At 44.8% G+C, this 24,551-nt stretch carries 27 protein-coding genes; 16 read left to right on the top strand and 11 right to left on the bottom strand.

Annotation, left to right across the window (positions count from 1 at the left end; translation table 11 throughout):
• The first annotated feature begins 180 nt into the window (after positions 1 to 180).
• The 8 genes from AB4405_RS14990 (at position 181) to catB (ending at position 5,811) form a co-directional block, all read left to right on the top strand.
• Positions 181 to 636, top strand: a complete 456-nt coding sequence (locus AB4405_RS14990) for an RpiB/LacA/LacB family sugar-phosphate isomerase (RefSeq protein ID WP_372061580.1) — start codon at positions 181 to 183, stop codon at positions 634 to 636.
• 17 nt (positions 637 to 653) lie between these two features.
• Entirely contained in the window at positions 654 to 1,655 is a 1,002-nt protein-coding gene (locus AB4405_RS14985) for a dihydroxyacetone kinase subunit DhaK (RefSeq protein ID WP_372061579.1), read from the top strand.
• A 2-nt stretch (positions 1,656 to 1,657) separates the two neighbouring features.
• Positions 1,658 to 2,293, top strand: a complete 636-nt coding sequence (dhaL, locus tag AB4405_RS14980; RefSeq protein ID WP_102468046.1) for a dihydroxyacetone kinase subunit DhaL — start codon at positions 1,658 to 1,660, stop codon at positions 2,291 to 2,293.
• Positions 2,290 to 3,081, top strand: a complete 792-nt coding sequence (locus AB4405_RS14975) for a triose-phosphate isomerase (protein WP_372061578.1) — start codon at positions 2,290 to 2,292, stop codon at positions 3,079 to 3,081. Before dhaL ends, AB4405_RS14975 begins: the two co-directional genes overlap by 4 nt.
• Positions 3,071 to 3,916, top strand: a complete 846-nt coding sequence (locus AB4405_RS14970) for a sugar phosphate isomerase/epimerase (protein ID WP_102468044.1) — start codon at positions 3,071 to 3,073, stop codon at positions 3,914 to 3,916. Before AB4405_RS14975 ends, AB4405_RS14970 begins: the two co-directional genes overlap by 11 nt.
• 230 nt (positions 3,917 to 4,146) lie before the next feature.
• Complete coding sequence (locus tag AB4405_RS14965; protein WP_372061577.1) at positions 4,147 to 4,593, top strand: GNAT family N-acetyltransferase; 447 nt, start codon at positions 4,147 to 4,149, stop codon at positions 4,591 to 4,593.
• Between the two features lie 84 nt (positions 4,594 to 4,677).
• Positions 4,678 to 5,136, top strand: coding sequence for an N-acetyltransferase family protein (locus AB4405_RS14960; protein WP_372061576.1), 459 nt, complete (start codon positions 4,678 to 4,680; stop codon positions 5,134 to 5,136).
• Positions 5,137 to 5,166: 30 nt separating this feature from the next.
• Complete coding sequence (gene catB, locus AB4405_RS14955; RefSeq protein ID WP_372061575.1) at positions 5,167 to 5,811, top strand: type B chloramphenicol O-acetyltransferase; 645 nt, start codon at positions 5,167 to 5,169, stop codon at positions 5,809 to 5,811.
• 31 nt (positions 5,812 to 5,842) lie between these two features.
• Here catB and AB4405_RS14950 read toward each other — a convergent pair whose 3' ends face one another.
• The 7 genes from AB4405_RS14950 to AB4405_RS14920 all read right to left on the bottom strand — a co-directional run bounded on the left by AB4405_RS14950 (position 5,843) and on the right by AB4405_RS14920 (position 12,020).
• Positions 5,843 to 6,274 carry a hypothetical protein gene (locus AB4405_RS14950; protein WP_372061574.1) on the bottom strand — a complete coding sequence of 144 codons (432 nt, stop codon included), beginning with the start codon at positions 6,272 to 6,274 and terminating at the stop codon, positions 5,843 to 5,845.
• Between the two features lie 173 nt (positions 6,275 to 6,447).
• On the bottom strand, positions 6,448 to 7,329 hold the full coding sequence (locus AB4405_RS14945; protein WP_372061572.1) for an L-ribulose-5-phosphate 3-epimerase: 882 nt from the start codon (positions 7,327 to 7,329) through the stop codon (positions 6,448 to 6,450).
• An 11-nt stretch (positions 7,330 to 7,340) separates the two neighbouring features.
• Entirely contained in the window at positions 7,341 to 7,988 is a 648-nt protein-coding gene (locus AB4405_RS14940; protein WP_372061571.1) for a 3-keto-L-gulonate-6-phosphate decarboxylase UlaD, read from the bottom strand.
• Between the two features lie 5 nt (positions 7,989 to 7,993).
• Positions 7,994 to 8,833 (bottom strand): Cof-type HAD-IIB family hydrolase, encoded by an 840-nt coding sequence (locus AB4405_RS14935; RefSeq protein ID WP_372061570.1) that lies wholly within the window; start codon positions 8,831 to 8,833, stop codon positions 7,994 to 7,996.
• 109 nt (positions 8,834 to 8,942) lie between these two features.
• Complete coding sequence (locus AB4405_RS14930) at positions 8,943 to 9,641, bottom strand: L-ribulose-5-phosphate 4-epimerase (RefSeq protein ID WP_372061569.1); 699 nt, start codon at positions 9,639 to 9,641, stop codon at positions 8,943 to 8,945.
• Between the two features lie 9 nt (positions 9,642 to 9,650).
• Positions 9,651 to 10,112 (bottom strand): PTS sugar transporter subunit IIA, encoded by a 462-nt coding sequence (locus AB4405_RS14925; protein ID WP_102468036.1) that lies wholly within the window; start codon positions 10,110 to 10,112, stop codon positions 9,651 to 9,653.
• Between the two features lie 117 nt (positions 10,113 to 10,229).
• On the bottom strand, positions 10,230 to 12,020 hold the full coding sequence (locus AB4405_RS14920; protein ID WP_372061567.1) for a PTS ascorbate-specific subunit IIBC: 1,791 nt from the start codon (positions 12,018 to 12,020) through the stop codon (positions 10,230 to 10,232).
• Between the two features lie 339 nt (positions 12,021 to 12,359).
• Here AB4405_RS14920 and ulaR point away from each other — a divergent pair, with 339 nt between their 5' ends.
• The 4 genes from ulaR (at position 12,360) to AB4405_RS14900 (ending at position 15,573) form a co-directional block, all read left to right on the top strand.
• Positions 12,360 to 13,115 (top strand): HTH-type transcriptional regulator UlaR, encoded by a 756-nt coding sequence (gene ulaR / locus AB4405_RS14915; protein WP_102468034.1) that lies wholly within the window; start codon positions 12,360 to 12,362, stop codon positions 13,113 to 13,115.
• A gap of 123 nt (positions 13,116 to 13,238) precedes the next feature.
• Positions 13,239 to 14,306: an L-ascorbate 6-phosphate lactonase gene (ulaG, locus tag AB4405_RS14910; RefSeq protein WP_102468033.1), complete on the top strand. Its 1,068-nt coding sequence runs from the start codon at positions 13,239 to 13,241 to the stop codon at positions 14,304 to 14,306.
• 216 nt (positions 14,307 to 14,522) lie between these two features.
• The gene (locus AB4405_RS14905; protein ID WP_102468032.1) at positions 14,523 to 14,768 is read left to right on the top strand and encodes a hypothetical protein; all 246 of its coding nucleotides are present in this window, start codon (positions 14,523 to 14,525) and stop codon (positions 14,766 to 14,768) included.
• On the top strand, positions 14,758 to 15,573 hold the full coding sequence (locus AB4405_RS14900; protein ID WP_372061565.1) for a Cof-type HAD-IIB family hydrolase: 816 nt from the start codon (positions 14,758 to 14,760) through the stop codon (positions 15,571 to 15,573). The genes AB4405_RS14905 and AB4405_RS14900 overlap by 11 nt, the downstream gene beginning before the upstream one ends.
• 219 nt (positions 15,574 to 15,792) lie before the next feature.
• Here AB4405_RS14900 and yghU read toward each other — a convergent pair whose 3' ends face one another.
• The 3 genes from yghU to AB4405_RS14885 form a co-directional block, all read right to left on the bottom strand.
• Positions 15,793 to 16,659, bottom strand: coding sequence for a glutathione-dependent disulfide-bond oxidoreductase (yghU, locus tag AB4405_RS14895; protein ID WP_372061563.1), 867 nt, complete (start codon positions 16,657 to 16,659; stop codon positions 15,793 to 15,795).
• A 173-nt stretch (positions 16,660 to 16,832) separates the two neighbouring features.
• Entirely contained in the window at positions 16,833 to 17,510 is a 678-nt protein-coding gene (locus tag AB4405_RS14890) for a glutathione S-transferase family protein (RefSeq protein WP_372061562.1), read from the bottom strand.
• A gap of 230 nt (positions 17,511 to 17,740) precedes the next feature.
• Entirely contained in the window at positions 17,741 to 18,151 is a 411-nt protein-coding gene (locus tag AB4405_RS14885; protein ID WP_372061561.1) for an XRE family transcriptional regulator, read from the bottom strand.
• A gap of 133 nt (positions 18,152 to 18,284) precedes the next feature.
• Here AB4405_RS14885 and AB4405_RS14880 point away from each other — a divergent pair, with 133 nt between their 5' ends.
• Entirely contained in the window at positions 18,285 to 18,665 is a 381-nt protein-coding gene (locus AB4405_RS14880; RefSeq protein ID WP_372061560.1) for a hypothetical protein, read from the top strand.
• 87 nt (positions 18,666 to 18,752) lie between these two features.
• Here AB4405_RS14880 and AB4405_RS14875 read toward each other — a convergent pair whose 3' ends face one another.
• Entirely contained in the window at positions 18,753 to 19,670 is a 918-nt protein-coding gene (locus AB4405_RS14875) for a LysR family transcriptional regulator (RefSeq protein ID WP_372061559.1), read from the bottom strand.
• A gap of 179 nt (positions 19,671 to 19,849) precedes the next feature.
• On the opposite strand from AB4405_RS14875, the gene AB4405_RS14870 reads away from it, so the two are divergent.
• The 3 genes from AB4405_RS14870 (at position 19,850) to AB4405_RS14860 (ending at position 24,487) form a co-directional block, all read left to right on the top strand.
• Positions 19,850 to 21,628, top strand: coding sequence for a sodium:solute symporter family transporter (locus tag AB4405_RS14870; protein ID WP_372061558.1), 1,779 nt, complete (start codon positions 19,850 to 19,852; stop codon positions 21,626 to 21,628).
• 83 nt (positions 21,629 to 21,711) lie between these two features.
• Complete coding sequence (locus tag AB4405_RS14865) at positions 21,712 to 22,284, top strand: acyltransferase (protein ID WP_372061556.1); 573 nt, start codon at positions 21,712 to 21,714, stop codon at positions 22,282 to 22,284.
• Entirely contained in the window at positions 22,265 to 24,487 is a 2,223-nt protein-coding gene (locus AB4405_RS14860) for a heparinase II/III family protein (protein WP_372061555.1), read from the top strand. Before AB4405_RS14865 ends, AB4405_RS14860 begins: the two co-directional genes overlap by 20 nt.
• Positions 24,488 to 24,551 lie beyond the last annotated feature (64 nt).

Below are 24,551 nucleotides of genomic sequence, written 5' to 3'. Positions count from 1 at the left end.
GGTAGTAAGTGTTCAAGACTAAATTATAAATATACTTTTAAAGTTTAATAATGTACTTAAATAATTAAAAATAAGTTAATAAATTCTTTGTGACCAAACTCAAATATACAGTTAATAAAATGAAGTACCTTTTATTGTGTTTTGTAAGTTAAATTGATATTTTCAATTTTGGAGGTCTATATGGTTATTGCAATAGGTTGTGATGATGCTGCGGTTAATTTAAAGGTGGAATTGTGCAAGCATTTAGAAATTCTTGGTTATAAATATATTGATTACAGTCAATCACCGTCAGGAGGTACGAATTTATATGCGGATGTTGCTGAGAGGGTTGCGCAAAAAATAGTAGATAATACCCATGAGCGCGGGATTATTATTTGTGGTACTGGAATCGGCGTATCAATTGTAGCAAATAAAGTTCCGGGCATTAGAGCTGCGCTTTGCCATGATGTTTTTTCCGCCACGCGGGCACGAAAAAGTAACGGTGCTCAAATTATTACAATGGGCGAGCGCGTTATTGGTGTTGAGTTGGCGAAAACGGTCCTTGATGCATGGCTGGAAGCTGAAGATATTGACGAGGCATCTAAACCCAAAGTTCAGCGGATCTGCGACATCGAAGCCAACTTGCTAGCACATTAACGTTTAAGGATCATCAAATGAGAAAGCCTAAGAAGTTAATTAATAATAGAAACGACGTTGCTAGGGAGCAGTTTGATGGCTTCATCGCAGCGACACAATTCGATCTTGAGCCGGTGGGTCACTATACCTGTGCAATAAGAAAATCGCCCATTGAGAACAAAGTCGCTGTGCTGACGGGAGGAGGCGCAGGTCATGAACCTATGTATGGCGGGTACGTTGGTGAAGGTTTAGCTGACGCCGTCGCCGTTGGTGATGTTTTTGCCGCGCCCACACCTGATGCCATTTTCGAAACCGCTAAGGCGTTGAACCCTGCCAACGGAGTCGTTTTTGTTTATGGAAACTATGCTGGCGACAATATGAACTTTGATATCGCCGCAGAGCTACTCGAAGATGAAGGGATAAACAGCCATACCATTCGTATTAACGACGATGTTATTTCTGCTTGCAAGGAAAACGAGCAAGAGAGAAGAGGCATCGCCGGCGCTTTGTTTGTATTAAAAATAGCAGGTGCATCAGCAACAAGAGGCGATAGCTTTGAGCATGTCGTTGCTATGACTGAAAAAGCAAGACAAAACACGAGTTCAATTGGTGTGGCATTGGGTCCTTGCGCTATACCTCGCAATGACGATTTTAATTTCCATATCGCAGACGATCAAATTGAAATTGGTATGGGGCTGCATGGTGAGCCGGGTGTGGGAAAGACACCGCTAGTATCCGCCGACACTGTTGTAACTCAAGTCATGGACACGCTTTTTACTGAAGCTGGTTTGGCCGAAGGTGATGAAGTGGCCTTACTTATCAACAATTTAGGAGCCTCCACTCAAATGGAGCTACTTATTGCTAATCGCGCTGTGCATCACTACTTATCGCAGCGTGGCGTGGCGGTGTTCGATAATCTAATTGGCAGTTACTGTACATCCTTGGAGATGTCAGGGTGGTCAATCTCAGTTTTAAAACTCGATTCGGAACTTAAAGCACTCTATCAAGCGCCTTGTCAATCACTCGCACTAAGGAGATAACGATGAACAGTGTTGAATTAAAACAAATGTTGAAGTACATGTCTCAGCAATTGGTGAAAAGTGAACCTTTGTTAACGCGTGTCGACCAAGCTATTGGTGATGGTGACCACGGGCTTGGAATTGAGCGTGGTTTTCAAAATACTTATGATTACCTTGAACAAGGTTTTGAAGCTAATGATGTTGGCACTGTGTTTTCAAAAGTTGGTACTAAGCTATTGACCACTATGGGCGGGGCATCTGGTGCCATCTTTGGTACCTTATTCCGTAATGGAGGCAAAGCGGTCGTTGGAGAAACGGAGCTCACAACGAAGGTCCTAGCGACGTTTTTAGCAGTAGGGTTGGCTGGTATAAAGCAAAGAGGAGGGGCGGATGAAGGCGCGAAAACTATGATAGACGCCCTTGCTCCTGCGGCGAGAAAAGCCCAAGAACTAAGTGATCTTCCTCTGGAACAGGCACTTCCCTCAATTGTACAGGCAGCGCAGCAAGGAGTTGAAGATACCAAAGATATGATCGCGACCACGGGCAAAGCAAAAACTCTTGGCGAACGCTCACTAGGTTATCCGGATCCGGGGGCTATCTCGATGTCTTTGATGTTGCAGTTTATGGATGACTACATCGAAGAGGGAGCCACCGTATGAAAAAAGTCTGGTTGGGCTCTAGCTGGAAAATGAACAAAACGGGCAAAGAGATCGAGCACTATTGTCGTGAGGTAAAACCGGCGCTGCTGACATCAGACTTGCCTATACAGACCTTTTTGATTCCACCATTTCCCTACGTGGAACAAGTGACGCGTTTCATGTCTGAAACACCTTGCCTTACCGGTGTACAAAACATCGGATGGGCAGAATGTGGGGCGTATACCGGAGAGGTGTCTGCAGCGATGGCCAAAGACATCGGTGCAACGCTGGTTGAGATCGGCCATTCGGAACGCCGTCAATGGTTTGGGGAAACCGACGATACCGTGAACCAAAAAGTGCGCTTGGCATTAAAGAGCGGACTTAAGCCACTTGTTTGTGTTGGTGACACGCTAGAAGAGAAACAGTGGGGCGTCTCTAAAGAGTCCATTATTCGTCAGGTTAAGATTGCGCTTTATCAAGTTTCAGGTGCGCAAGCGTCTAACCTTCTTATCGCCTATGAGCCCGTTTGGGCTATCGGTGATACGGGTATTCCAGCGACGACACAGCAAGCGGAGGAAGGCATTGCAGCAATAAGGTCAGCGTTAGTTGAACTTTATGGCAGCGAGTTGGCATCACAAATGGTGTTGCTCTATGGAGGCAGCGTTAATCAAGAAAACGCCCGTTCTCTCATTAATCAACCTAACATCGACGGGCTATTTGTTGGGCGGGCAGCATGGACACCAGAAGGGTACCTCGCACTGGTAACCATCGTGAGCGAGCAGGTAAAAGGAGAGGAATATGCATTATGATTTCTCTATTAGTACGGTGGCCTATGCGGGGTATGACCTTGATCAAGCTCTTGATTCGATAGCGAACATTGGGGTTAGAAACATTGAACTGGCCTTCATTCAAGGTGCAGTTTATGACTTACTTGAAGGTGACCTCTCACCTGAGATGGCTAAGCGGATTAGAGAACTGTTGGCAAACAAACAGATGAGATGTACATCACTGGCAGCACATTGTGAGTTGAATTTAGATAATTGCGCTGAGCGACTTCTTAAGCGTGTTCAGTTCTGCGCAGAATTACCGTGTCCAAGGCTTATCTTATACGCGCCCCGAGATGCGAGCTTGAGGCAATTCCAAGAGGCTGCAAAACAAGCATTTGATTTAGCGCGGCTATCAGGAATCAAGATACTACTCGAAAACGTCGGTGACACTCAGCCTTATGTGCTTAACGATGCAGATGATGGTAAATCGATTGTCGTAGAGTGGGGAGCGGAGGGGATGGGCATAAACTTTGACCCTGGTAACTTCCTATCTCATCGGCCCAATTTAGACGTGTTAGAGCATGCCGTTAAGAGCTTGGACTTTGCCGAGCATATTCATCTGAAAGATCTAACTCAACGCAATAACGTTTGGTGTTGTTGCGAGCTGGGTGAAGGCAGTGGAAAGTACAAAGAGCTTTTACAATTTGCCAAACAGCAGCAGAGCATTCCATTCTTTAGTATTGAATCGCCTTATGCGTTAGAGCGTTTGACTTGTGGGTCTACAAGACTCAAGTCTAAAGCCGACCTGTTATCGCTAAAGGAAATAGAAGCGAGGTTGTCTAAATCAGTGCGCTTTATTAAGCAGCAATTGTTATAAGTAGACTCTCAGTCGATTAGGAGGTAAGTACTGGGTTAAGCGCTGCTTAGCCCTCTTTGTTTAGTATTTGATAGCTGCCAATGTGTCAAACAGAGCCACACTTAAGAGTCGTTTGTACTCGCAGCATTAATTATGCGGACTGTTATAATCGAATAAAAAACGGGTCTCGGTGATATTTTTACCTTAGATCATAGATTAGCAGAGCTAAGCGCTACATGTCCGGATATGAAATGAACTATATCGAAGTCAAAAGTAATGACATCCCGTTGGGTCTGCTCCTCGAAGCCGACCCTTCTGAAGCGAGCATCTTATCGTATCTGTCTGATTCATGGTGTTTTGTTGCATCTGATAACGGACGAATCATTGCGGCTTGTGTGGTGAAGCCGCAAAGTCGAACGCTTGCTGAAATCTATAATGTTTCCGTCTATCCAGCGTATCAAGGTCAGGGTCTTGGTTCTGAGCTGCTTACGTTTGTGTTATCTCAGTTACCAAACAAAGGGATAAATCGCGTCGAGCTTGGCACGGGTACGTTTGGTTACCAGCTAACCTATTATCAGCGTCTTGGCTTTCGTGTTGAGTCTGTGGTTAAAGACTACTTTCTACGCCACTATTCCGAGCCTATTTATGAAAACGGTATCCAGCATCAAGATAGTCTTAGGCTCTATAAGTTACTTTAATGAAAAGCAGTATCAGGAAGTTAAGGCGGATTATTTCGTTTAATGGCAACTGCATTCGTTATGCACTACGAAAGGAAAAGCAACATGGCAAACATTAGAAAAGCTCAACGATCGGATTTAGCGTCTATTCAACAATTAGCGAGAGACACGATTAATACCTGTTACCGCTCGTTTTTAGGTGACGAAGGGGTGGATTGGTTTATTAACAGTGGTGAGTCAGACAAAGAAGTTGAAAAACAATTATTGAATTGTGTCGTCTTAGAATCGAACGATACTGTCCAAGGCTATTGCGCGTTTGAACACGATTTTGTTCATATTCTGATGGTTTCGCCTCAAATTCAACGGTCAGGGTTTGGTGCTATGCTCCTTGGTTATGTGGAACACGAAATGTCTTTACTTGGCCACTCACACTACCGCCTTGAGACATTTCAGAACAATGAACAAGCCATCCAATTCTATCTAAAAAATGGTTGGTCAATCGACAAAGAAGAGAAAGACGAAGCGTTTGGGTTTGTGCGTAGTTACTTAAGCAAGCGCGCATAATAACGTTGTAAGCAGACAAGAGGCGTTAACTTGGACAACTATTTTGAAAGCCCTTTTGTGGGCAAACCACTGAAGGATCAAGTGACGAACCCCAACATTATTGTGGGAGAGCACAGCTACTATTCCGGTTATTACCACAATCATAGCTTCGACGATTGCGCGCGCTATTTACTTGCAGATAGAACGGATATTGATAAGTTGATTATCGGAAGCTACTGCTCAATCGGCTCTGGTGCGGTGTTTATGATGGCGGGAAATCAAGGGCATCAAAATAATTGGGTAAGTACCTTTCCATTCTTTTATCAAGACAACGAAAATTTTGCTGATGCGAAAGATGGCTTTGAGCGTTCCGGTGATACCGTCATTGGTAATGATGTTTGGATTGGCACAGAAGCGATGATTATGAGTGGTGTGTCCGTTGGAGATGGGGCCATTATTGCGAGCCGCGCTGTCGTGACTAAAGATGTCGCACCATACTCAATTGTGGGCTCTAACCCCGCGAAGCACATACGTTACCGATTCACGGACGCTGAGATATCTCAACTTTTAGAGATGAAATGGTGGGCGTGGAGTGAAGAACAAATTAAGGGCGCAATGCGCTTAATGTGCTCTTCTAATATCGAGGGTCTTTATGATTACTGGAAAACGGTAGTGTGTGTACAACACTCGATTTAAACCATCAACCACCAGAGACTAACGACTAACGCTATTGCGAGTTTTTCACTTGAACAAACTTGCAGTAGTTGTTCACAACCCCGTCGATGTGCACCACGCCACAGTGAATGTTGTGGCTCCGGTTACCCACCACTTGGTACTCAACGACGGTCGCGTTATCGGCGATTCTCATCAGTAATACGCCATCCACGACCTTCCACTGTCCAACGAGATTTTTTTCAGTAAATAGGTCTTTCTCGGTCAATGTGCCGTTGGGCTTTAATTCGATGTGTGTACTGGAGCCATCTTCATTAACCTTAACCCAAGACTGTAGATTGACTTCAAAGCTCATGATTTTTTTACGGTTATTTATCCACTGAGTGAACTCATCCTCCAGTCTTTTAGGGAGATCAGGTACGCCGTTTACTTCAAGCATGACGCCATGTTTCTCACGCCAAAATAGTTGAAAATAAAGTGATTTCATACGTAACAGCTCATCGGAGAATTTAGGGGCTTCACTCTGAGGCTTTGATATTACGTTGTCAATAGATGACAAAAAGCAGCACCGATAAAAGTGCTGCTTTGGGGGAGTGGTGTTACTGCGCTAAATGAAAATAATACCAATAACATCCAGTGTTAAAATGCGCGATCGAAGAGTTATTGGTTAAATAACAGCGGTAATTGAGCATGGCAGCAGGCTTCATTGAGGCGAACCTGTGCTTGCTGAATATTAGTGCGCCATTGGTCATCTTTGGCCCACATCTCTATGACCAGTGGGACCACGCATTGTGTTGTTTTTAGCGTGTCAAAAATGGCATTGAAATCAACCTCACCCTCACCAATAACGAGATCTCGAAACTGGCCTTGATAAGTTGGGGTGACCTTATAGGTGTCTTTTAGGTGGATTTGTACAATATGCGGCACGCTCAAGGCAAGCTCAGTGCAAATGTCATAATTCCAGCCTGAAATGTTCCCCACGTCGGGGTAGGCGGTAAAATACGGAGAATTGATCTCCCTATTCAATATTTCAAATTTACTGAGTGAGTTGAGGTAGTCGGTATCCATAATCTCTACGGCCAGCATCACTCCAGCCCGTTCCGCCATCTTCGCCGCTAACTTCATTCCATCAATGAAGCGTTGGTGCGTTTCTTGGTTAGCCGGTTCATAGTAAACATCGTAACCCGCTAGTTGAATCGTCCGGATGCCCAATTTGTAGGCCAGCGTGATGGCTTTTTCCATGTGAACCGCCGCTTCTTGGCGAATGGCCGCGTCGGCGGAACCAAATGGAAACTTGCGATGCGCGCTTAAGCACATGGATTGCAACGGCAGAGCGTTGTCTTCACACAACCGCCTTAACTCATAGATGGTCTTATCATCCCAATCCAACCGGCTGCGTCTTTCATCGGACTCGTCCACAGAGATTTCTAGAAAATCAAAGCCTAGGCTTTTGGTTTCTTTGAGTTTCTGTTCCCATGAGAAATGATCAGGCAATGCCTTTTCATATAACCCCACGCGGTGTCGTTGCAACATCTCAAACATGCAGTCTTCTCCTAGTTCCAGAAACGATCGATTTGTGTACGTAGTGCTTCAGCCGTTTCTTTGCCTTTGTCGCCAGCCAGTGCGCGGCCTGCGATAAAGGTCTTAGCTTTAATGCCTTCAAATAGATACAGGTCTTCCGGTACAATGCCGCCCGTGATAGAGAGCTCGATACCGAGCTCAGAAAGCTGACGCATTTTCACTAGATCTTCTTCTGTCCAACCCACGCCTGCCAATTCCGCATCACGAGAGCGGTGATAGATGGCTTGGCTAATGCCTAGGTCAACCCAAGCTTGTGCGTCTTGCATGGTCCAGTTGCCATAGATTTCAATCTGAATTTCGCCATTCAGCTCATCCGCCACTTTCTTACAGGCGCCAATTGTGGCGATGTGCGCGGCCGCAGAGACGGTAATCCAGTCAGCACCAGCTTCGAAGGCCATTTTAGCGAGAATCGCGCCGCCATCCGTGGTTTTCATGTCACAGACTAAGATATGGTCTGGGTGGTTAGCTCGCAGTGTTTTGACCGAATTCATGCCTTCAGCAAATGCGAGAATGGTACCGACTTCGATGACGTCAACAAAGCTTTCGACGTTTTTCGCAACAGCGATAGCCGATTTAAGGTCTGTTTGGTCTAGGGCGATCTGGATCATTGGTTTAGTCATCTTACTTATCCTTTAATTTTTTCACGAATGAGACGGGCGAGCCCGTCATTGTTGTTATCAGTAGGGCAGGTTACTTGGGCGTTAGATTTGACCGTATCGTCGGCATTTTCCATCGCAACCCCAAGTCCTGCATATTCAAGCATTGAAATATCATTGTGGTTATCACCGACAGCCATTACTTGTGTGGCGTCGTAACCCTGTTGTTGAACATAGTCTGCAAGGCGTGCACCCTTATTATTGCCCTTGGCGGCGAAATCAATTCTATTTGACCAAGAGCGCTCACCATTAAAGCGCTGCTGTATCCAAGGGTGGTCGGAGAGGCGTTGCACTGAGCTTGGCTCTCCCTCGACGACAAACTTCCAGACATAATCCGTTTTCTCAACGAGCGCATTGAACGAGTCAATTTGGCGGATCTGAGGTTGCTTGTCTTTGGGGTATTGCTTCGCCCAGGCTTCCAGTGCTTGCATATAATGAATAGGGCTTTTCTTGCTGTACGTCATTTCATTAGTGACGTACATGACCAACGCCATTTGAAACTCAGTGGCCAGCTCAATAAATTGCAACGCGTCGTCTTTGCTTATTGCATTGTGTTCAAGGACCTGATCGGTGCGGTAGTCATACACGTAGGTTCCGTTGCAGCAAATGATGGGGGTGGTTAAACCGAGTTCATCATAATAAGGCTTTGCTGCAGTATGGTGGCGACCCGTCACGATGACGACATGACAGACCTTTTGCGCCTCGTGAATCGCAAGTTTAACCGCTGGGTGAATCGTGTGGTCATCCGTCAATACTGTGCCGTCTAAGTCGAGAGCAAGGACTTTATATTCAGGTTCCCTTACATTCATAACGTCTCCTAGATTCATAACGCCTTCTAGATGTATTAACGTCTCTTAGAGACATCGATTCAGCTAGTAATTTGGTTTGTTAGGTGCATTCGAGCGTGTTTCGGTTTAGTTACCCTTGGCCGTAATACGCGTTTTCACCGTGCTTTCGGAGATAATGCTTATCGGACAGCTCTGGCTGAATCTTGATGCCACTATTTAGTGAACGAGTGGCCAGTGCCATCGCCGCGACCTCTTCTAGTACAACCGCATTGTGTACCGCGTCAGTGGCGTTTGTTCCCCACGAAAACGGGGCATGTCCAGCGACGATAACACTTGGAATCGACATTGCTTTAATACGGCGATTTTGAAACTCTTCAATGATGACAAGGCCGGTGTTTTTCTCGTATTCACCAGCAATCTCTTGGCTAGATAGATTGCGTGTACAAGGAATATCGCCATAAAAATAATCGGCGTGAGTTGTGCCGAGTGCCGGAATATCAATCCCAGCTTGCGCCCAAATGGTCGCGCTTCTTGAGTGCGTGTGTACCACACCGCCAATTTGAGGAAAGGCATGGTATAACTCAATATGAGTGGCGGTATCACTCGATGGGTTTAATGCCCCTTCTAATGTGTTGCCTTCTAGGTCAATAACGACGATGTCTTCTACTGACATGTCATCGTATTCCACGCCAGATGGTTTAATCGCAATAACACCGAGTTCTCGGTCAATCTCTGACACATTTCCCCACGTGAAGGTGACCAAACCGTATTTTGGAAGCTGTAGGTTAGCGTCCAACACTCGTTGCTTTAATGCTTGATAGTGTGACATAACGTCTCCTTAATCTGCGGCTGCGAGCGCCGCATCAATCAACTGAGCCACATCATTGGCCGTTTTACAGGCGCGAAGTTTAGAAAAATCTTCGTCGAATTCGATAAGGTTCGCGACTTGCATGGTGCCTTCAATATGCTCGTCGGAGTCTTTGCCTGCTAAGGTAATCAATACGTCAACGGGATCGTCAACACCATCAAACGTAATGGGGGTTTCCAGTACTGTGAGTGCGAATCCTGTTTTAATGACGCCGTCTTCAGGGCGACAGTGTGGCAGTGCGAATGCATCGTGAATACAGATGTATGGGCCTTCGGTTTGTATCGCCGTGATGATGGCGTCGTAGTAACGTGCTTCTGCAATACCGGCTTTAACGAGGGCATCGGTCCCTAGCTTGATAGCGGCTTCCCAATCGTTGGCTTTTGCATTCAAGATGATGGAATTATTTTGAAGTAAAGATTCTTTTAAGTTCATTGCTTGCCTCACTTAGACAGAGTATTTATTGACTCGGAGACGGTGTCTCCGAGTCTTTTTTTATTATGGTTAGAACATGATCGTTAATCGTTATTTTGTAGCGTTTCGTATTGTCATTTATTTGTGGAAGTTGTTTTCAATAATTGAAACCAGCTCGTCACCAAAGGTTTTCACCATGATCATATTCTTCACGGCTAGTTGCTGTTTGCCTTCTGGTAGACCGGTAATCTTTTCTGCCAAAGCTACAGAGGTCACGATGATGTCAAACGAGCCTAGGTGTGATTTGTAATCGGTGATCGCGCTGTTGAAGGTCGAGCTCGGGATGCCTCTTTTATCTAGGTACTCTTTAATCTTTTTCGAACACATCATTGATGAGCCTTGACCAGAGCCGCAGCACACGAGGACACGAACGGGTTTTTGTGTCGCATTACCGCTGGCTTGTGGAGCGTCGGCGGTAGCGGTAGATTGAGCCGGTGCAGCGACCTCAATTTCGATGCCTTCAGGTGTAACCGCTGTGACGGTTTCCATCGCATCTTCTTCAGCACGTAGTGTTTTAGAAGCGAAATACATGTATACGCCAGACAGTGCCACGATAACGAAGAAGAACAAGCTAGAGCTAGAGATACCTTGCATGATAGGTGGGAAGATTAATGCCCAGTCAGCCATGCCCATCCAGCCGTTAAACTCAGTGCCAGATTGAGCGAAGATGTTGATTGCCCATGCTGAACCGACGACTTCGATAATCCCCATGACGAAACAAATCTTCATGACCGCTTTCCAGCCACCAAAGTGGTTAGCAAAGACACCAATGGTCGCGTTTGAGAAGAACATTGGGATAAAGCCTGGGATGATCATGATTGGCGCGTCAAACGCTAACATGGCTAGTACAGCGGTAAACTGACCAACTGCGCCCCACATGAAACCAAATACCATTGCGTTTGGTGAGTAGGCATAAATTGCTGCACAGTCAATCGCGAGTACTGCATTAGGGATCAGGCGTTGTGAAATACCGTTGAATGCTTCGGACAGCTCGGCAACGAACATACGCACGCCGGTGACGATAACTTGAATCGCAACCGCGAATTTCAAGCCAGTTTCAAAGATATAGATAAACCAGTGAGTTTTTCCTGCCATGTCTTGAAGATTATCAAGGCCAAAAGAAAGCAGAATAATACCGAAGAAACCCGTCATAACTAACGTTGTTGCTGCGATGCTATCGTGGAAAATGTGTAGCCATTTAGGCAGTTTTACATGGTCAACGCTGTCGTTTTTATCACCGAGTTTCGGTGCGACTTTGGTGGCAATCCAAGAAGCGAACTGTTGCTGGTGACCAATAGAGAAACCGGCACCGCCCGTGACTTCTTGGGTCGGCTTAAACATGATGTTGGACGAGATACCCCAGTACAATGCCATTAGGATTGCTGAGTAAATGATCGTTTCCCACATGCTTGCGCCAAGCACAAAGTAGAACACTGCAATCAGACCTGCTTGCTGGAACATAATGTGTCCCGTCAGCATGATGGTGCGAATGCCCGTATAGCGGCGGAAGGCCACCAGTAGAATATTCAGTCCAAGCGCGAGAAGAACGGCATAGCCTACCCATGAATAGTTGTCACCCATGGTCTCCATCGTTGCCATCATGGAGGTATACGGGTCAATAACTGAGCCCGTTAGTCCATGGATTTCGCTCATTTTTTCAATAACAGGTTTGAAGCCAGCGACCAGTGTACCCGCGCCGACTTGCACAATCATGAAACCAACGATGGTTTTGATTGAGCCAGAAATAATGGTTGTTGCGTCTCGTTTTAAAAGAATGTACCCAAGACAAGTAACGAGACCGAGTAGCAGTGGTGCCTTGGTCATTACTTGACTGTAAAAAATATAGAAGATGTCGTATAAGAACTCCATATCTTTACCCTTATATAATTTGTAGTTTTAATGATTTGTAGGATGTATTGCTATCTTGTTTTGCTCACGGGATAAACTTTAACAATCATAAGTAATCATTCAATGCTCATTTGTGACTATTTTGATTTATATCAATTATTGACCTTGTGAATGCGCTCAATTGGGGAGTTGATCACGATATTTTGTATATTTTCAATTAAAACAATGACTTATGAAATAGTGTGATTCAGTTCTTATTTTATGTAGGGATAGGTTTGACAATCATAACGGTGATTATTAGAATCATAACAAATCACAAGCAATCACAAAGTTGTCACGGCAACCCAGAGAGTGATCGATATGAACGAATTACAAAGGCACAACAACATCTTGTCGCTGTTAGAAGATAAGCAGACGATTAATGTGGCGCATATTATTGATAGTTTTAACGTTTCTCCTGCGACCGCAAGGCGTGATATCGCCAAGTTAGATGAATTAGGTAAGCTAAGAAAGGTACGTAATGGCGCGGAGCGGGTTGAGAATAAAAAGAGAAAGTGGTCACCGCTGAATATCAACAGCACCGAGTTTTATGAGGAAAAGTCCGCGATTGCGCAAGCCGCCGCCGACCTTTGTCATTCCGGCGACAGCGTAGTGATCAACTGTGGTTCTACCGCCTTCTTGCTTGGACAGCAGCTGTGCGGGAGTGATGTGCAGATTGTGACCAATTATTTTCCGTTGGCGAGTTACCTAATCAATGAAGATCATGACGATGTGATCATTATTGGTGGTCAATATAATAAGGCGCAAAACATCTTTTTGAACCCGGCCCCTAATTCTTTAGGTGGCTATGCTGGGAATTGGATGTTTACGTCAGGAAAAGGACTTACAGAGGTCGGTTTGTACAAAGCGGATATGTTAACGGCCGTAGCAGAGCAACAAATGTTAGAGCAAATCGATAAACTGGTCGTTGTGGTTGATAGCTCGAAAGTAGGCCAGCGTACGGGCATGCTATTCTGTGAATCTAAGCATATTGATATCGTTATTACAGGAAAAGATGCGAACCCTGATGTGGTGAAATTGATAGAAGCTCAAGGAACGCAAGTTATTCTGGTATAAAATATAGAGCGCAATGCTCGATAAATAAATAATAAAAATAGCTTTAGTGCCTTAATTTAAAATAAGGCACTTGGCTCCCTGCATCCTAAATAAATTTAAATTTGTGAAATAAAAGGTATTATCATGAGCAATGTAAATGAAATCACTCGCGAGTCTTGGATCCTAAATACATTCCCAGAGTGGGGCACATGGTTAAATGAAGAAATTGAACAGACGGTTGTTCAACCGAATACATTTTCTATGTGGTGGCTTGGCTGTACTGGTATTTGGTTAAAATCTGAGGGCGGTGCGAACCTATCTATGGATTTTTGGTGTGGTACGGGTAAGAAAACACAAGCGGTTCAAAAAATGAAGAACCAACACCAAATGATGCGTATGGGCGGTGTTGAAGCATTACAACCTAACCTACGTACCGCGATTTTCCCACTTGACCCATTTGCGATTAAAGAAATTGATGCGGTGATGGCATCTCATGACCACGGCGATCACATTGATATCAATGTTGCTGCAGCGGTTCTACAAAACTGTGGTGACCATGTGAAATTCATTGGTCCTAAAGCCTGTGTCGACCTTTGGATGAAATGGGGCGTACCAGAAGATCGTTGTGTTATTGCTAAAGTGGGTGACGAGATTACGATTAAAGATGTGACGATTAAAGTACTCGATGCCTTTGACCGTACGGCGCTTGTTACACTGCCAGAAGGCACGTCATCTACGGATAAAGACATCTTAGATGGCATGGATGATCGCGCCGTTAACTACTTGGTAGAAACAACGGGTGGGTCTGTGTATCACTCTGGTGACTCTCACTACTCAAACTACTACGCTAAGCACGGTAATGACCATAAGATCGATGTCGCGTTGTTATCATTTGGTGAGAACCCACGTGGCGTGACAGACAAAATGACGTCTTCAGATATCTTACGTGCCGCAGAATCATTAGATTGTGAAGTGGTCGTGCCATTCCACCATGATATTTGGGCTAACTTCCAAAATGACCCACGTGAAATCGAAATGCTGTGGAACATGAAAAAAGAGCGTCTTCAATATGGTTTTGCGCCGTTCTTCTGGCAAGTCGGCGGTCGCTATACTTACCCAACCGATAAAGGTCGTATGCATTACCAACATTTCCGTGGTTTTGCTGACGTCTTTAAGAATGACCCAGAATTGCCATACCGAGCCTTCCTATAACAAGTAAGAAAGGGACGATTTATCGTCCCTTTTTATTGCGTGTTTTATTTTGTGAAGGCTAACTTTAGTCATTGAAAATGAGCCAATAAACTTCTTATTAATATGTTAGTTAACGGTGTTATTAAATTTAATTAACCCGTTTATTTCGTAGCCACATATTTATTATGATTTGGCTATGTTTATTACCGATGTAATTATCATGGAGGGTATGCCCTTATGCTGCTAAGAGAATTTAAAGCACACTTTGCTCGCGGTGATATTGATGGGGCCATTGCGATAAAATCTGAACATAATGACCATTACTATTTGCTGGTGGTCAGCAATAAATGGGGTGTTAATAGCTTTTTAGAAACAGGGAAAACACTCAAGCCTCGAATATTTAAAACCATCCACGCTCTGATGAATACTGTAGAGCATATTGGTCTCTCTCCCCGTCATGTTGAGGTGCAACATGGCTTATAAACTGATTGCGATTGATATTGATGGCACGCTACTCAATGCTCAAGGTGATATCACCCCTGCCGTACTGTCGTGCTTGCATGGCTTACGCAAGCACTATCACGTGGTATTAGCGACAGGCCGTCATCATACGACCGTGCTGCCGTATTACCAGCAATTGGAGCTTGATACGCCGATTATATGCTGTAATGGTTCATATCTATACCATCCCGAAACGAAGGATTATCAGTACAAGCAGCCTATCGCGATGGAGGACGTAGCGTTTTTCATTGAACATACCCAAACGCTTGATCTCATCGCCTATGTGGATGATCGCATTATTTTAAAGCACACTCATCCTGCGAATTACATCACTACGCTAGAGCAGTGGGCGCAGACATTGCCGATTTCTATTCGTCCTAAAATTGAGCGTGTTGATGACTTAAATGTAGCGCTAACACAATCGAAACATGTTTGGACTTTTGTGACCGAAGGGGATTCAAGTGATATTGAAGCGCTGATCTCTCTGCCTCATCTACAACAGAACTTTTGCTACGAGCATTCTTGGTTCAATCGCATTGGTTTTAACAAGATTGGCAACAGCAAAGGCAACTTATTGTCACAATACCTTGTTCATAAGGGGATTCACCCTGATGAAGTACTTGCGATAGGCGATAATGATAATGATGTCTCTATGATTGATTTGGCGGGCATGGGGGTCGCGTTGAGCAACGCGACTCCAAAGTTAAAAGCGCGAGCGAATTACCTGACGCAAGGCAGCAATAACGATACGGGATTGCTTGAAGCCCTAGCATTACTATCGAAATAATTGGTATGAAGTAACGTTGAATAACAATCAGGGCTTGGCGTTGAAATCGTTATTTAAAAACCAAGAACCAAAAGCCAAAAGCACAGAAGCAAATAGTACAGAAGCAAAAAAGCCGAGACTAGGATTCTCGGCTTTTTAGGTGCTTAGGGTATAATGTTAAGCGTGCTGGTTATAACCCACCATTCGTGTTCAAACCTTAAGCGTTTTTACTGTAGTGGCCTACGACGCGTCAGGCTTGAGCGCGAGTACGTTGTCTATATCCACGGCACTATGGCGCTCAGGGACTTGTTCCCATTCTTCGCCCCACGAGCGGTTTATGATACGCCCGCGTTGCACCGCTTCTCGGGCGTCAAGCATATTGGCCCAGCGCATAACATGACGGTAGCTCTCAACTTGTAAGAACTCAGCAGCATCATACAATCGACCTAACACGACGGCGCCATACCATGGCCAAATAGCCATGTCGGCAATGGTGTATTCTTCACCCGCCACAAAGGTATTGTTGGCCAGTTGCTTGTCTAGAACGTCGAGTTGACGTTTTGCTTCCATAGCAAAACGATTAATTGGGTATTCAAATTTCTCATCGGCGTACGCATAGAAATGGCCGAAACCACCCCCTAAGAACGGTGCTGAACCTTGAGCCCAGAACAACCAATTGAGAGTTTGGGTACGTGCTGCCCCTTCTTTTGGTAAGAATTGACCAAATTTTTCAGCAAGATGGACAAGGATAGAGGCCGATTCAAAGACATTGATGTCTTCTGCTCCGGATTTATCAACCAGTGCGGGTATCTTCGAGTTAGGGTTAACGCCGACAAAGCCAGAAGAAAACTGATCCCCTTCACCAATGTTAATAAGATAAGCATCGTATTCGGCTTCTTGGATCCCTAGCGCGATAAGCTCTTCTAAAAGAATCGTTACTTTTTGTCCATTAGGCGTACCTAATGAATAGAGCTGCAGTGGATGTTCACCAACGGGCAGGATTTTCTCATGTGTTGAACCGGATACCGGACGATTGATGCTGGCCCATTTGTTTCCACCATCCGTATTGTCTACCCATACTTTTGGTGGTGTATATTTGTTGTCCATACTTACTCCTAAATTCAAACTAGAAAACTCTGCGCCTGCTTAATTTTTTTATTCCACCACAAGCATAATGAAAATGCGTCTGCCATGAACATTATAGAAGGCCAAGCACAAAGTGGGTTAGGGGCTGACCATCGCCCACTTATTCTCATTCAACATGAGGTTCGGGTCATTGTCTAATCTTTCGAATAATTTTGTGGAAACAATGCTCGTTTAGTGACTTCGTCTTGCTCAGATTTAAATGCCACATCACTGCCAATGTTACGCGCTACTTCAACGGCTGGGCGGCTGTTAATATTTTCAAACCAACGTTGTAGGTGCGGATAAGGGGCTAGGCCTTCTTCTCCTAATACAACGGCTGCTTTGTCGATCCAACCCCAGGCTGCGACATCGGCAATACTGTATTCTTCACCAACCAGGTATTCCTTACCTTCAAGGTGCTTATTGAGTACGTCGTAGTGGCGTTGAGCTTCTCGTAAGTAACGATTGATGGCGTACGGCAGCTTCTCAGGCGCGGCATGTCGAAAGTGCACGGATTGACCTGAAAATGGCCCAAGACCAGAGGCGATAAACATCATCCACGACAACAACTCACCTCGGTGTTCTGGCTTACCCGCGAGTAGACCGGTTTTCTCTGATAGATAAAGCAGTATCGCATTGGAATCAAAGACTCTAACGCCGTCATCTTCAAGTGCCGGTGCTTTTCCATTGGGATTGATGGCCAGGTACTCAGGTTGGTGTTGCTCTCCTTTGTATGTATCGACTGGGACGAGCTCGTAAGGAAGTCCAGTTTCGGCAAGATATAACGCGACTTTCATTGGGTTTGGGGTTTTGTGAAAATAGAACTTCAGCATGTCATTTTCCTTTGAATTGGGCCTGAAATTAAAAAAGTCGCGAGGGGTCATCTCCATGCGAACAACATTACTATAAGATCAATTGAACGATCGTTCAAGGTTAACTTGAACAAATGTTCAATTTTATGAAAAACAAAAGGTATTGAACATCTACTTAAGAAGAAAAGAGGGGGGCTCTATGCGTGAGTTGCAGGCAATGTGAACCATTGATTGTGGCGTTGATTAGGGGGTTATTGATTGATCTTATTGTGTTTTTTTAACGTTTCTATCATGTCGTAAAGCATCGCAATATCGGTATTACTCATCGACATCATCATGTCCATCATATGCAATACACTGGCCGGAACCGCCAGTTGCCCACCATGTTCACGATCGATCTCTTCTACGGGGAAAAACTGCAAGATACTGACGTCCATGGCTTTGCCAAGGCGAAATAAATCCAAGGTAGTAAATTGACTCTCTTGAGTTCGGTCCATTTTGCTATAAAACGAGGTTTTTCCAATGCCAGCTTTGTCGGCCAACTGATTTTTTGTTAACTGACTGTGGACCATATAGGTCTCAACACGTTCAATTAACATGGCTCGAAAGCGGTGCTCTTGTTCACCAAAAAACTCAAATCCTTTGGTTTCTAGTTGGGCCATATTATTAACTCACTCATTGCTTGTTTTCATATATTAAAAATAATGATAAGACGGTTTTCAAATTATGAAAAGAAATAACCGTATGCTTACACCTCAAGAATACGTTCACAGAAAGTAAAGATAGAGGTTACAAATGAAAAGATACTCGTTGCGTCATTACCCTAAGTTGATGGTGTTGTTCATAATGTCTATGCTCGCACTATCACCAGCCAGTATGGCCATCAATAGTCCAGAGGCAAGTGTCGCGAGTGGGCAAACGGAACAGTATGCCCGCGTGGTGGCACGCGGAAAGCTGCTGAGCTTGACCAAATGGAAAGTCGAAGTCGACTTTGGGCAAGAAGTTGAAATAAGTATTCGCAATAAAGGCCTTCTTCGCGATGAGTCTGGTAATACGGTCTCCTTTAACTCGCCAATTGATGCCGTGAATTTCTTGAACTCAAAAGGTTGGGTATTAGTGTCTGCAAGTTCTTCTTCGGACCATTTTTCAGCGATATTAAAGCGTAGCGTGCAGTAAACAATATGAGAACGACCACGGATTTCGCTATTAGCTCATTACCTATTACCTATTACCTATTACCTATTACCGATTGCCCAATGGCAATTAATGCGTTGAGCAGATCGCGTTTTGTACATCAGGCTTGATGCTTGAGCACGTGCTGACAAACTTTTCTAACGCGCTACTAGCGCCACTTCGTTTGTAGTAGATATAAAGAGGAAGCACCAGATTCACGTTGCTAATGGGGATACAAACACAGTTATTGTCTGCGATGAATTTGATGCATTGTGGGGCAATCGAAATCCCAAGTCCTGAAGACACGGATGTCACCAGATGCCTCATGTTTTCGGGGTGAAAAGTCACATTGGGCGTAAAGCCACTTTCTTGCGCTAAAGATAAAATATGCTCATACATCTCTATCCATTCAGATCGTTGAAACAAAATAAACGGTTCGCCTTCAAGATCAGACATCGAGAGTTCCGTCTGGTTAGCAAGCGGATGTTGCGCCGGCACAATGGCGACCATTTTGTCAGCGTATATTTCTTCTACCGAAAACAAATTCTCATCGAGTTTTGGTTGGCGCCGTGAAAAGGCGACATCGATTTTATTTTGTGTCAGCGCCTCAAATTGTTCTTGTCCGGTCATTTCATGAAGACTGGTCGTGACATCGGAATGATTGAGCAGAAATTGTCCGACAAGATTAGGTAAGAAAAAGGAACATGCTGTGGCTAAATAGCCGACTTTAAGGTGATTCTTTTCTTCTTTTTGCGTGTTCTGAACCAGGGTTTTCACTCGTTTGTCATTGGCTAATATCGCTTGCGCCTCAGGCAGTAATACCGCACCAGCCTGAGTCAGTTCAACTTGATGAGTCGTACGTAAGAAGAGTTTTAAACCGAGCTCGCTTTCAAGTTCCGAGACATGCCTAGAAACCGTTGGCTGTACGCTATGCAGTTCTCTTGCCGCCGCCGAAAAGTTCTTATGCTTAGCGACTGACACGAAAGTTGTCAGTGTTTTTATGTCCATTTGTCTAGTCATTCTCATTATGTATTATTGTTATACAGTATTATCATTTCCAGCCATATGTAAGCGCGAGTATAGTGAAACTTGCATCAAGTCTCATACTTTTTAAGTAACGCCATCGCCGCATAACAGTGACCAATAAGGCGAGATATGGCACGTACTCTACAACTACAGGATTGCACATGGATATCGATATTATCGTTGTACTCGTTTACTTTTTGTTTTTAATTAGTCTAGGCTGGGTTTTTCGCTCTGCTGCGTCGAATACCAGTGAATATTTCCGGGGTGGCGGTCGCATGCTTTGGTGGATGGTGGGTTCAAGCGCCTTCATGATGGCTTTGAGTGCGATGACCTTTACTGGGTTAATGGGCAAAGCACTGACGAGCGGTATGTCGGTTGCCATCGTCTTTTTTGCTAACGCGCTCGGTTATTTTTGTAACTACCTTTTCTTTGCCGCGAAAGCACGTCAAATGCGAGTGATCAGTCCTTTACAAGGGGTGAGAATGCGCTTGGGTAAAGTGAACGAACAAGTGTTCACATGGGCGAATGTACCTCTTAGCGTATTACAAGCCGCGATTTGGTTGAATGGCCTTGCGGTTTTTACCAGCGCAGTGGTAGGGGTGCCATTAGAGCAGACTATAATTGGCGCTGGTTTGGTGGTGTTATTTATGTCCCTAGTAGGCGGAAGTTGGGCGGTGATTGCCTCTGACTTTATGCAGATGATCATCATCACAGTCATGACATTTGTCGCGGCAATGGTGGCGATTTGGAAATCGGGTGGCGTGGGTAACCTGCTTGAGGTTGGTCTGCCAACCGAGCAATTGATCGGTGACGGATATAGCTACAGCTACCTATTTTTCGGTTGGTTTATCTGTATCTTTGTTAAACAGTTTTTTAGCACCAACAACATGGTCGACTCTTATCGTTTCATTGCATCTAAAGACACTAAGAATGCCCGAAAAGCCGCATTGCTTGCATGTTCTTTGATGATTCTTGGTCCACTGATTTGGTTCTTACCGGCTTGGTATGTTGCGGGTAATTACCCAGATGTAACCACATGGGGCTTGGATGGCTTAGGCGATAAAGTTGCTGATGCGACGTATTACATCTTTGTTAGCCGCGAAATGCCAGTGGGTATGGTCGGCTTAATGCTCGCGGCGATGTTTGCTGCCACCATGTCTTCTATGGATTCAGCTCTAAACCGTAACGCTGGCATCATCTTGAAAAGTGTTTACGAACCGTATTTTTGCAAAAACTTCTCTGAACAACACCTGATGATGGCCAGTAAAGTACTGACCGCTGTGTTTGGTATTGTGATTATCATTACCGGTTTGTTTTTAACCTCTTTGAAAAACTTTGGTTTGTTTGACTTGATGATGCTTGTTGGGACATTGGTTGGCTTCCCTGTCTTGATTCCTTCAATCATGTGTTTCTTCATTCGTAAAACACCGGATTGGGCCGGTTGGGGAACGATTCTCGTTGGTATGGGCGTATCCGCATTCATTGCGTTTGGGATTACACCGCAACTTATCGAATCAGTGTTAGGTCTAGATACACCATTGAGTGCACGTGAATTCTCAGAAATGAAGTCGGTGACGCTTGGTGTAATCGGCCACATGGGTATCACCTTACCGTTCTTCGTATTATCTCAGTTCTTTTATAAAGAGCCGTCTGCAGAGCGTGCTGCCGAGATCAACAAGTTCTTTAGCAATGTTGATACTGAGGTTGTGGTTGAAGAGACAGAAACCAGTATTTTAGCGGATAACAAACAACACGATATGCTCGGGAAAATGCTTATTACTGCATCGGTCTTCTTAGCATCTCTTGCTTTGGTGCCTAACCCAATGTGGGGGCGTTCATTGTTCCTAATCGTTGCAGGTGTAGTTGGATTGATTGGCTTCATTTTACTTAGAACCAAGAAGCGAGCTCAACAACCACAGATTGTAAAGGCGACCGCTTAACACGTGCGTTGTTTTAAATTTAGATTTGAATAATTTTTTAAGGGACAGGGCTATTTTCCTGTCCCCCGTTTGTGAGGATACTTATGTCGGTACAACAAAAATTTGGTGGTGAATTAACGGACGAAGAGTTCCGAAAGTTCACACTTTATACGGCTAAGAGCAATAACTTTGAAGATGATACGGCGCGTGCCCGTATTCTAGGATTCGACGGTGACAATGTAAGAATTGCACCGGGCGCGATTGTAAGAATCAATGACAATCAGATTGGCAATCATTCTTACATTGGCTTGTATAGCTATATTAATGGCGACGTTATTATTGGGGATCATGTATTGATCGGTCCTCATGTTTCGATTGTGGCAGGTAATCATCTTTATGACCCACAGACAGAGACGTTTGGGCTTAGGACGTGTCCTACAAAAGGCCAAGTCGTTATCAACAATGGGGTATGGTTGACCTCGGGTGTTGTGGTGACCCCTGGTGTCACTATTGGTAAATGCGCGCTGGTTTGCGCCAATGCAGTCGTCACCCAAGACGTCCAGCCTTACGCTATTGTCGCTGGTTCACCGGCTAAGCCAATTGGGGAAATAAACGCTGAAACGGGCGAATACATTTGGTTTGAAAAGGAGCGTAGTGATGCTGAATCTCGAGCGTAACCATGACTTTCAAGTCTTTCTTTCTCCACAAGATCAAACCACGAGCACGCTGAACCCGCCAAGTTTTAACTGGCCACAATCTGATTATCAACACACGTATACGATTGAACTAGAACACGTGGATAAGCCTTTACAATGGCGTTGGAAAGACGTCCGCTCCCCATTTCGTCTGCCATTTTTGTTGGTTGAAGGCGGGTATAGATGGCGTCTATCAAAAGATACTGGTGCTTTATCGGAGTGGTTTACTTTCACTATTGATCAGGCGTCAACCAGTTATCTTCCACCTAGCGCTCAAGATATCTTTAAGCTGTGTGAGCATCGTGATCAGTTTTTAATGTATTTTGATGAAGATATTAACTCGGTTCGAATCGCGTCATGGACCGCCTTTGATAAGCTACAGGCGACAGCAGAAAAAGTTGATATCGACGCAGTTACCTACCCTGATCATTATCGACGAGGTAAAGAGGAAGGCAAACGTACTGCCATCGCTAACGTAAGGAACTGGATTGACCGAGATCTTGTGTCATTGACCTTGCTTTATAAGATTTGGGGTGACGAGCAAAGTGGCGACAAAGCAAGATGCTTGTTGTTGAAATTGGCGCAGTGGAGCCCTGAAGGGCCCGCTTCTTTAGTACGCCCATTAACGTGGGGGGATGAGGTTGGTCTTTCCCTCGCTCGAAACTTATACCTTGCATACCACTGGCTAAGTCCACTAATGACTGACAGCGAAAAAGCATTTGTGCGCCCAATGTTGGTACGTATTGCTTTTCAAATGGAAGAACGCCTAGAGCAGGATCAGTTTCAACAATTTCCTGGTCACTCTCATACATCGCGATTACCGTCGTACCTTGGTGTGGCTGCTATGGTGCTGCACAAGGAGTTCGATCAAGTTGTTTGTGAGCGTTGGTTAAACTACGCGCTAATGATATACCAAAGTGTATTACCGTTTTATGGTGGTGAAGATGGTAGTTGGGCTGAAGGGCCATTTTATTCTTCGTCTTATACTAAGTGGCATCACCCATTTTTCTTATCGATAGAACGTCTTAGTGGGTTTTCTTTCTATAACCATCCTTTCTATAAGAACTACAGCAAATTCGCTAAGGATTTTGTTGCAACAGACGACGTGATTCACCCATTTGGCGATGGCTTTTGGTGCAAGCGGGACGGTGCAGAATGGCCTGGATTTTTTGCTCAGAACCCACTGCGGATCTACGCTGATCGTTTCGGTGATACGAGAACGCGTGAAATGAGTTTAAAGTTGGAGCTAGACATAGAGGCCTATGCATTGCATTTACTCGATGTGATTCCGACGGTCAGTCAGATCAACCATGCTAATCGACCATTAAACACGACGGATATTGACTTGGAATACGAAAAGAGTGTGCGTGGTCAATTTTATGGTTTTGCCGGTTTAGGTAAAATGATGAGCCCTAACATGAGTGTGTTCTACCGAGCGAGCCAGTTTGGTAATAGCTCTCACCGCCATGCCGATCAGGGTAATTTTGCTCTGATGGATAATGGATTGAATGTCTTAACACCAAGTGGTAGCTATGGCTATCGTTATGGTAGTGCACATCATAGTGAATGGACACAGACAACCCAAGCGCATAATTTGCCATTAATTGCGGGGGTCGGCCAAACTTTAGATGACGAAGCGGCAACTGCGAAGGTGATCAATCAACAGTCTGGAACAGGGTGGAGTGTTGTACAACTCGATTTGTCCAATGCTTATGAAACAGTGAGTCGATTCATTCGAACCTTGGTATTTGTTGCTGATAAAGGTGTATTGGTCTGTGACACATTGGATTTGCATCAAGCGGCCGCTGTGCAATGGCGACTTCATAGTGCGTTATCAGGTGACTGTGTGGAGAATCAGATCCAACTAATGGGCAAAGGGTATCAATACGACATCAATATGTTGTCGCATGAAAGTGTGGCTCCACTGCTCTCTCACGGCTATGACATGGAGAGGTCCCACACCGACGTTGTGGTGTCTGATGCAAGTGAAGACATATGTCACGCGCAGTGGACGCTTGAATCAAAACAACAGCATCATGTATTAGCATGTTGCAGTAAAGAGGCCATCTCTACGTCACTTGATGTTTCGGGACGCATTCAGGTTCATGTTAATCAAGATACCCTTGAGCTGAATCACCAAACTCACGAGCTACGTGTTATGCAGCCATTTGAGAAAGTAGGGTAACCTCTGGCGCTCAAAGGTGGCAAAGTGCGCCAGTGCGTGAGCGACGGAGTACCGTAACCGTTGA

The sequence above is a fragment of the Vibrio sp. 10N.261.51.F12 genome, assembly GCF_041471725.1.
In the GTDB taxonomy this organism is placed as follows: Bacteria; Pseudomonadota; Gammaproteobacteria; order Enterobacterales; family Vibrionaceae; genus Vibrio.
This window is presented reverse-complemented; position numbering and strand designations above follow the sequence as displayed.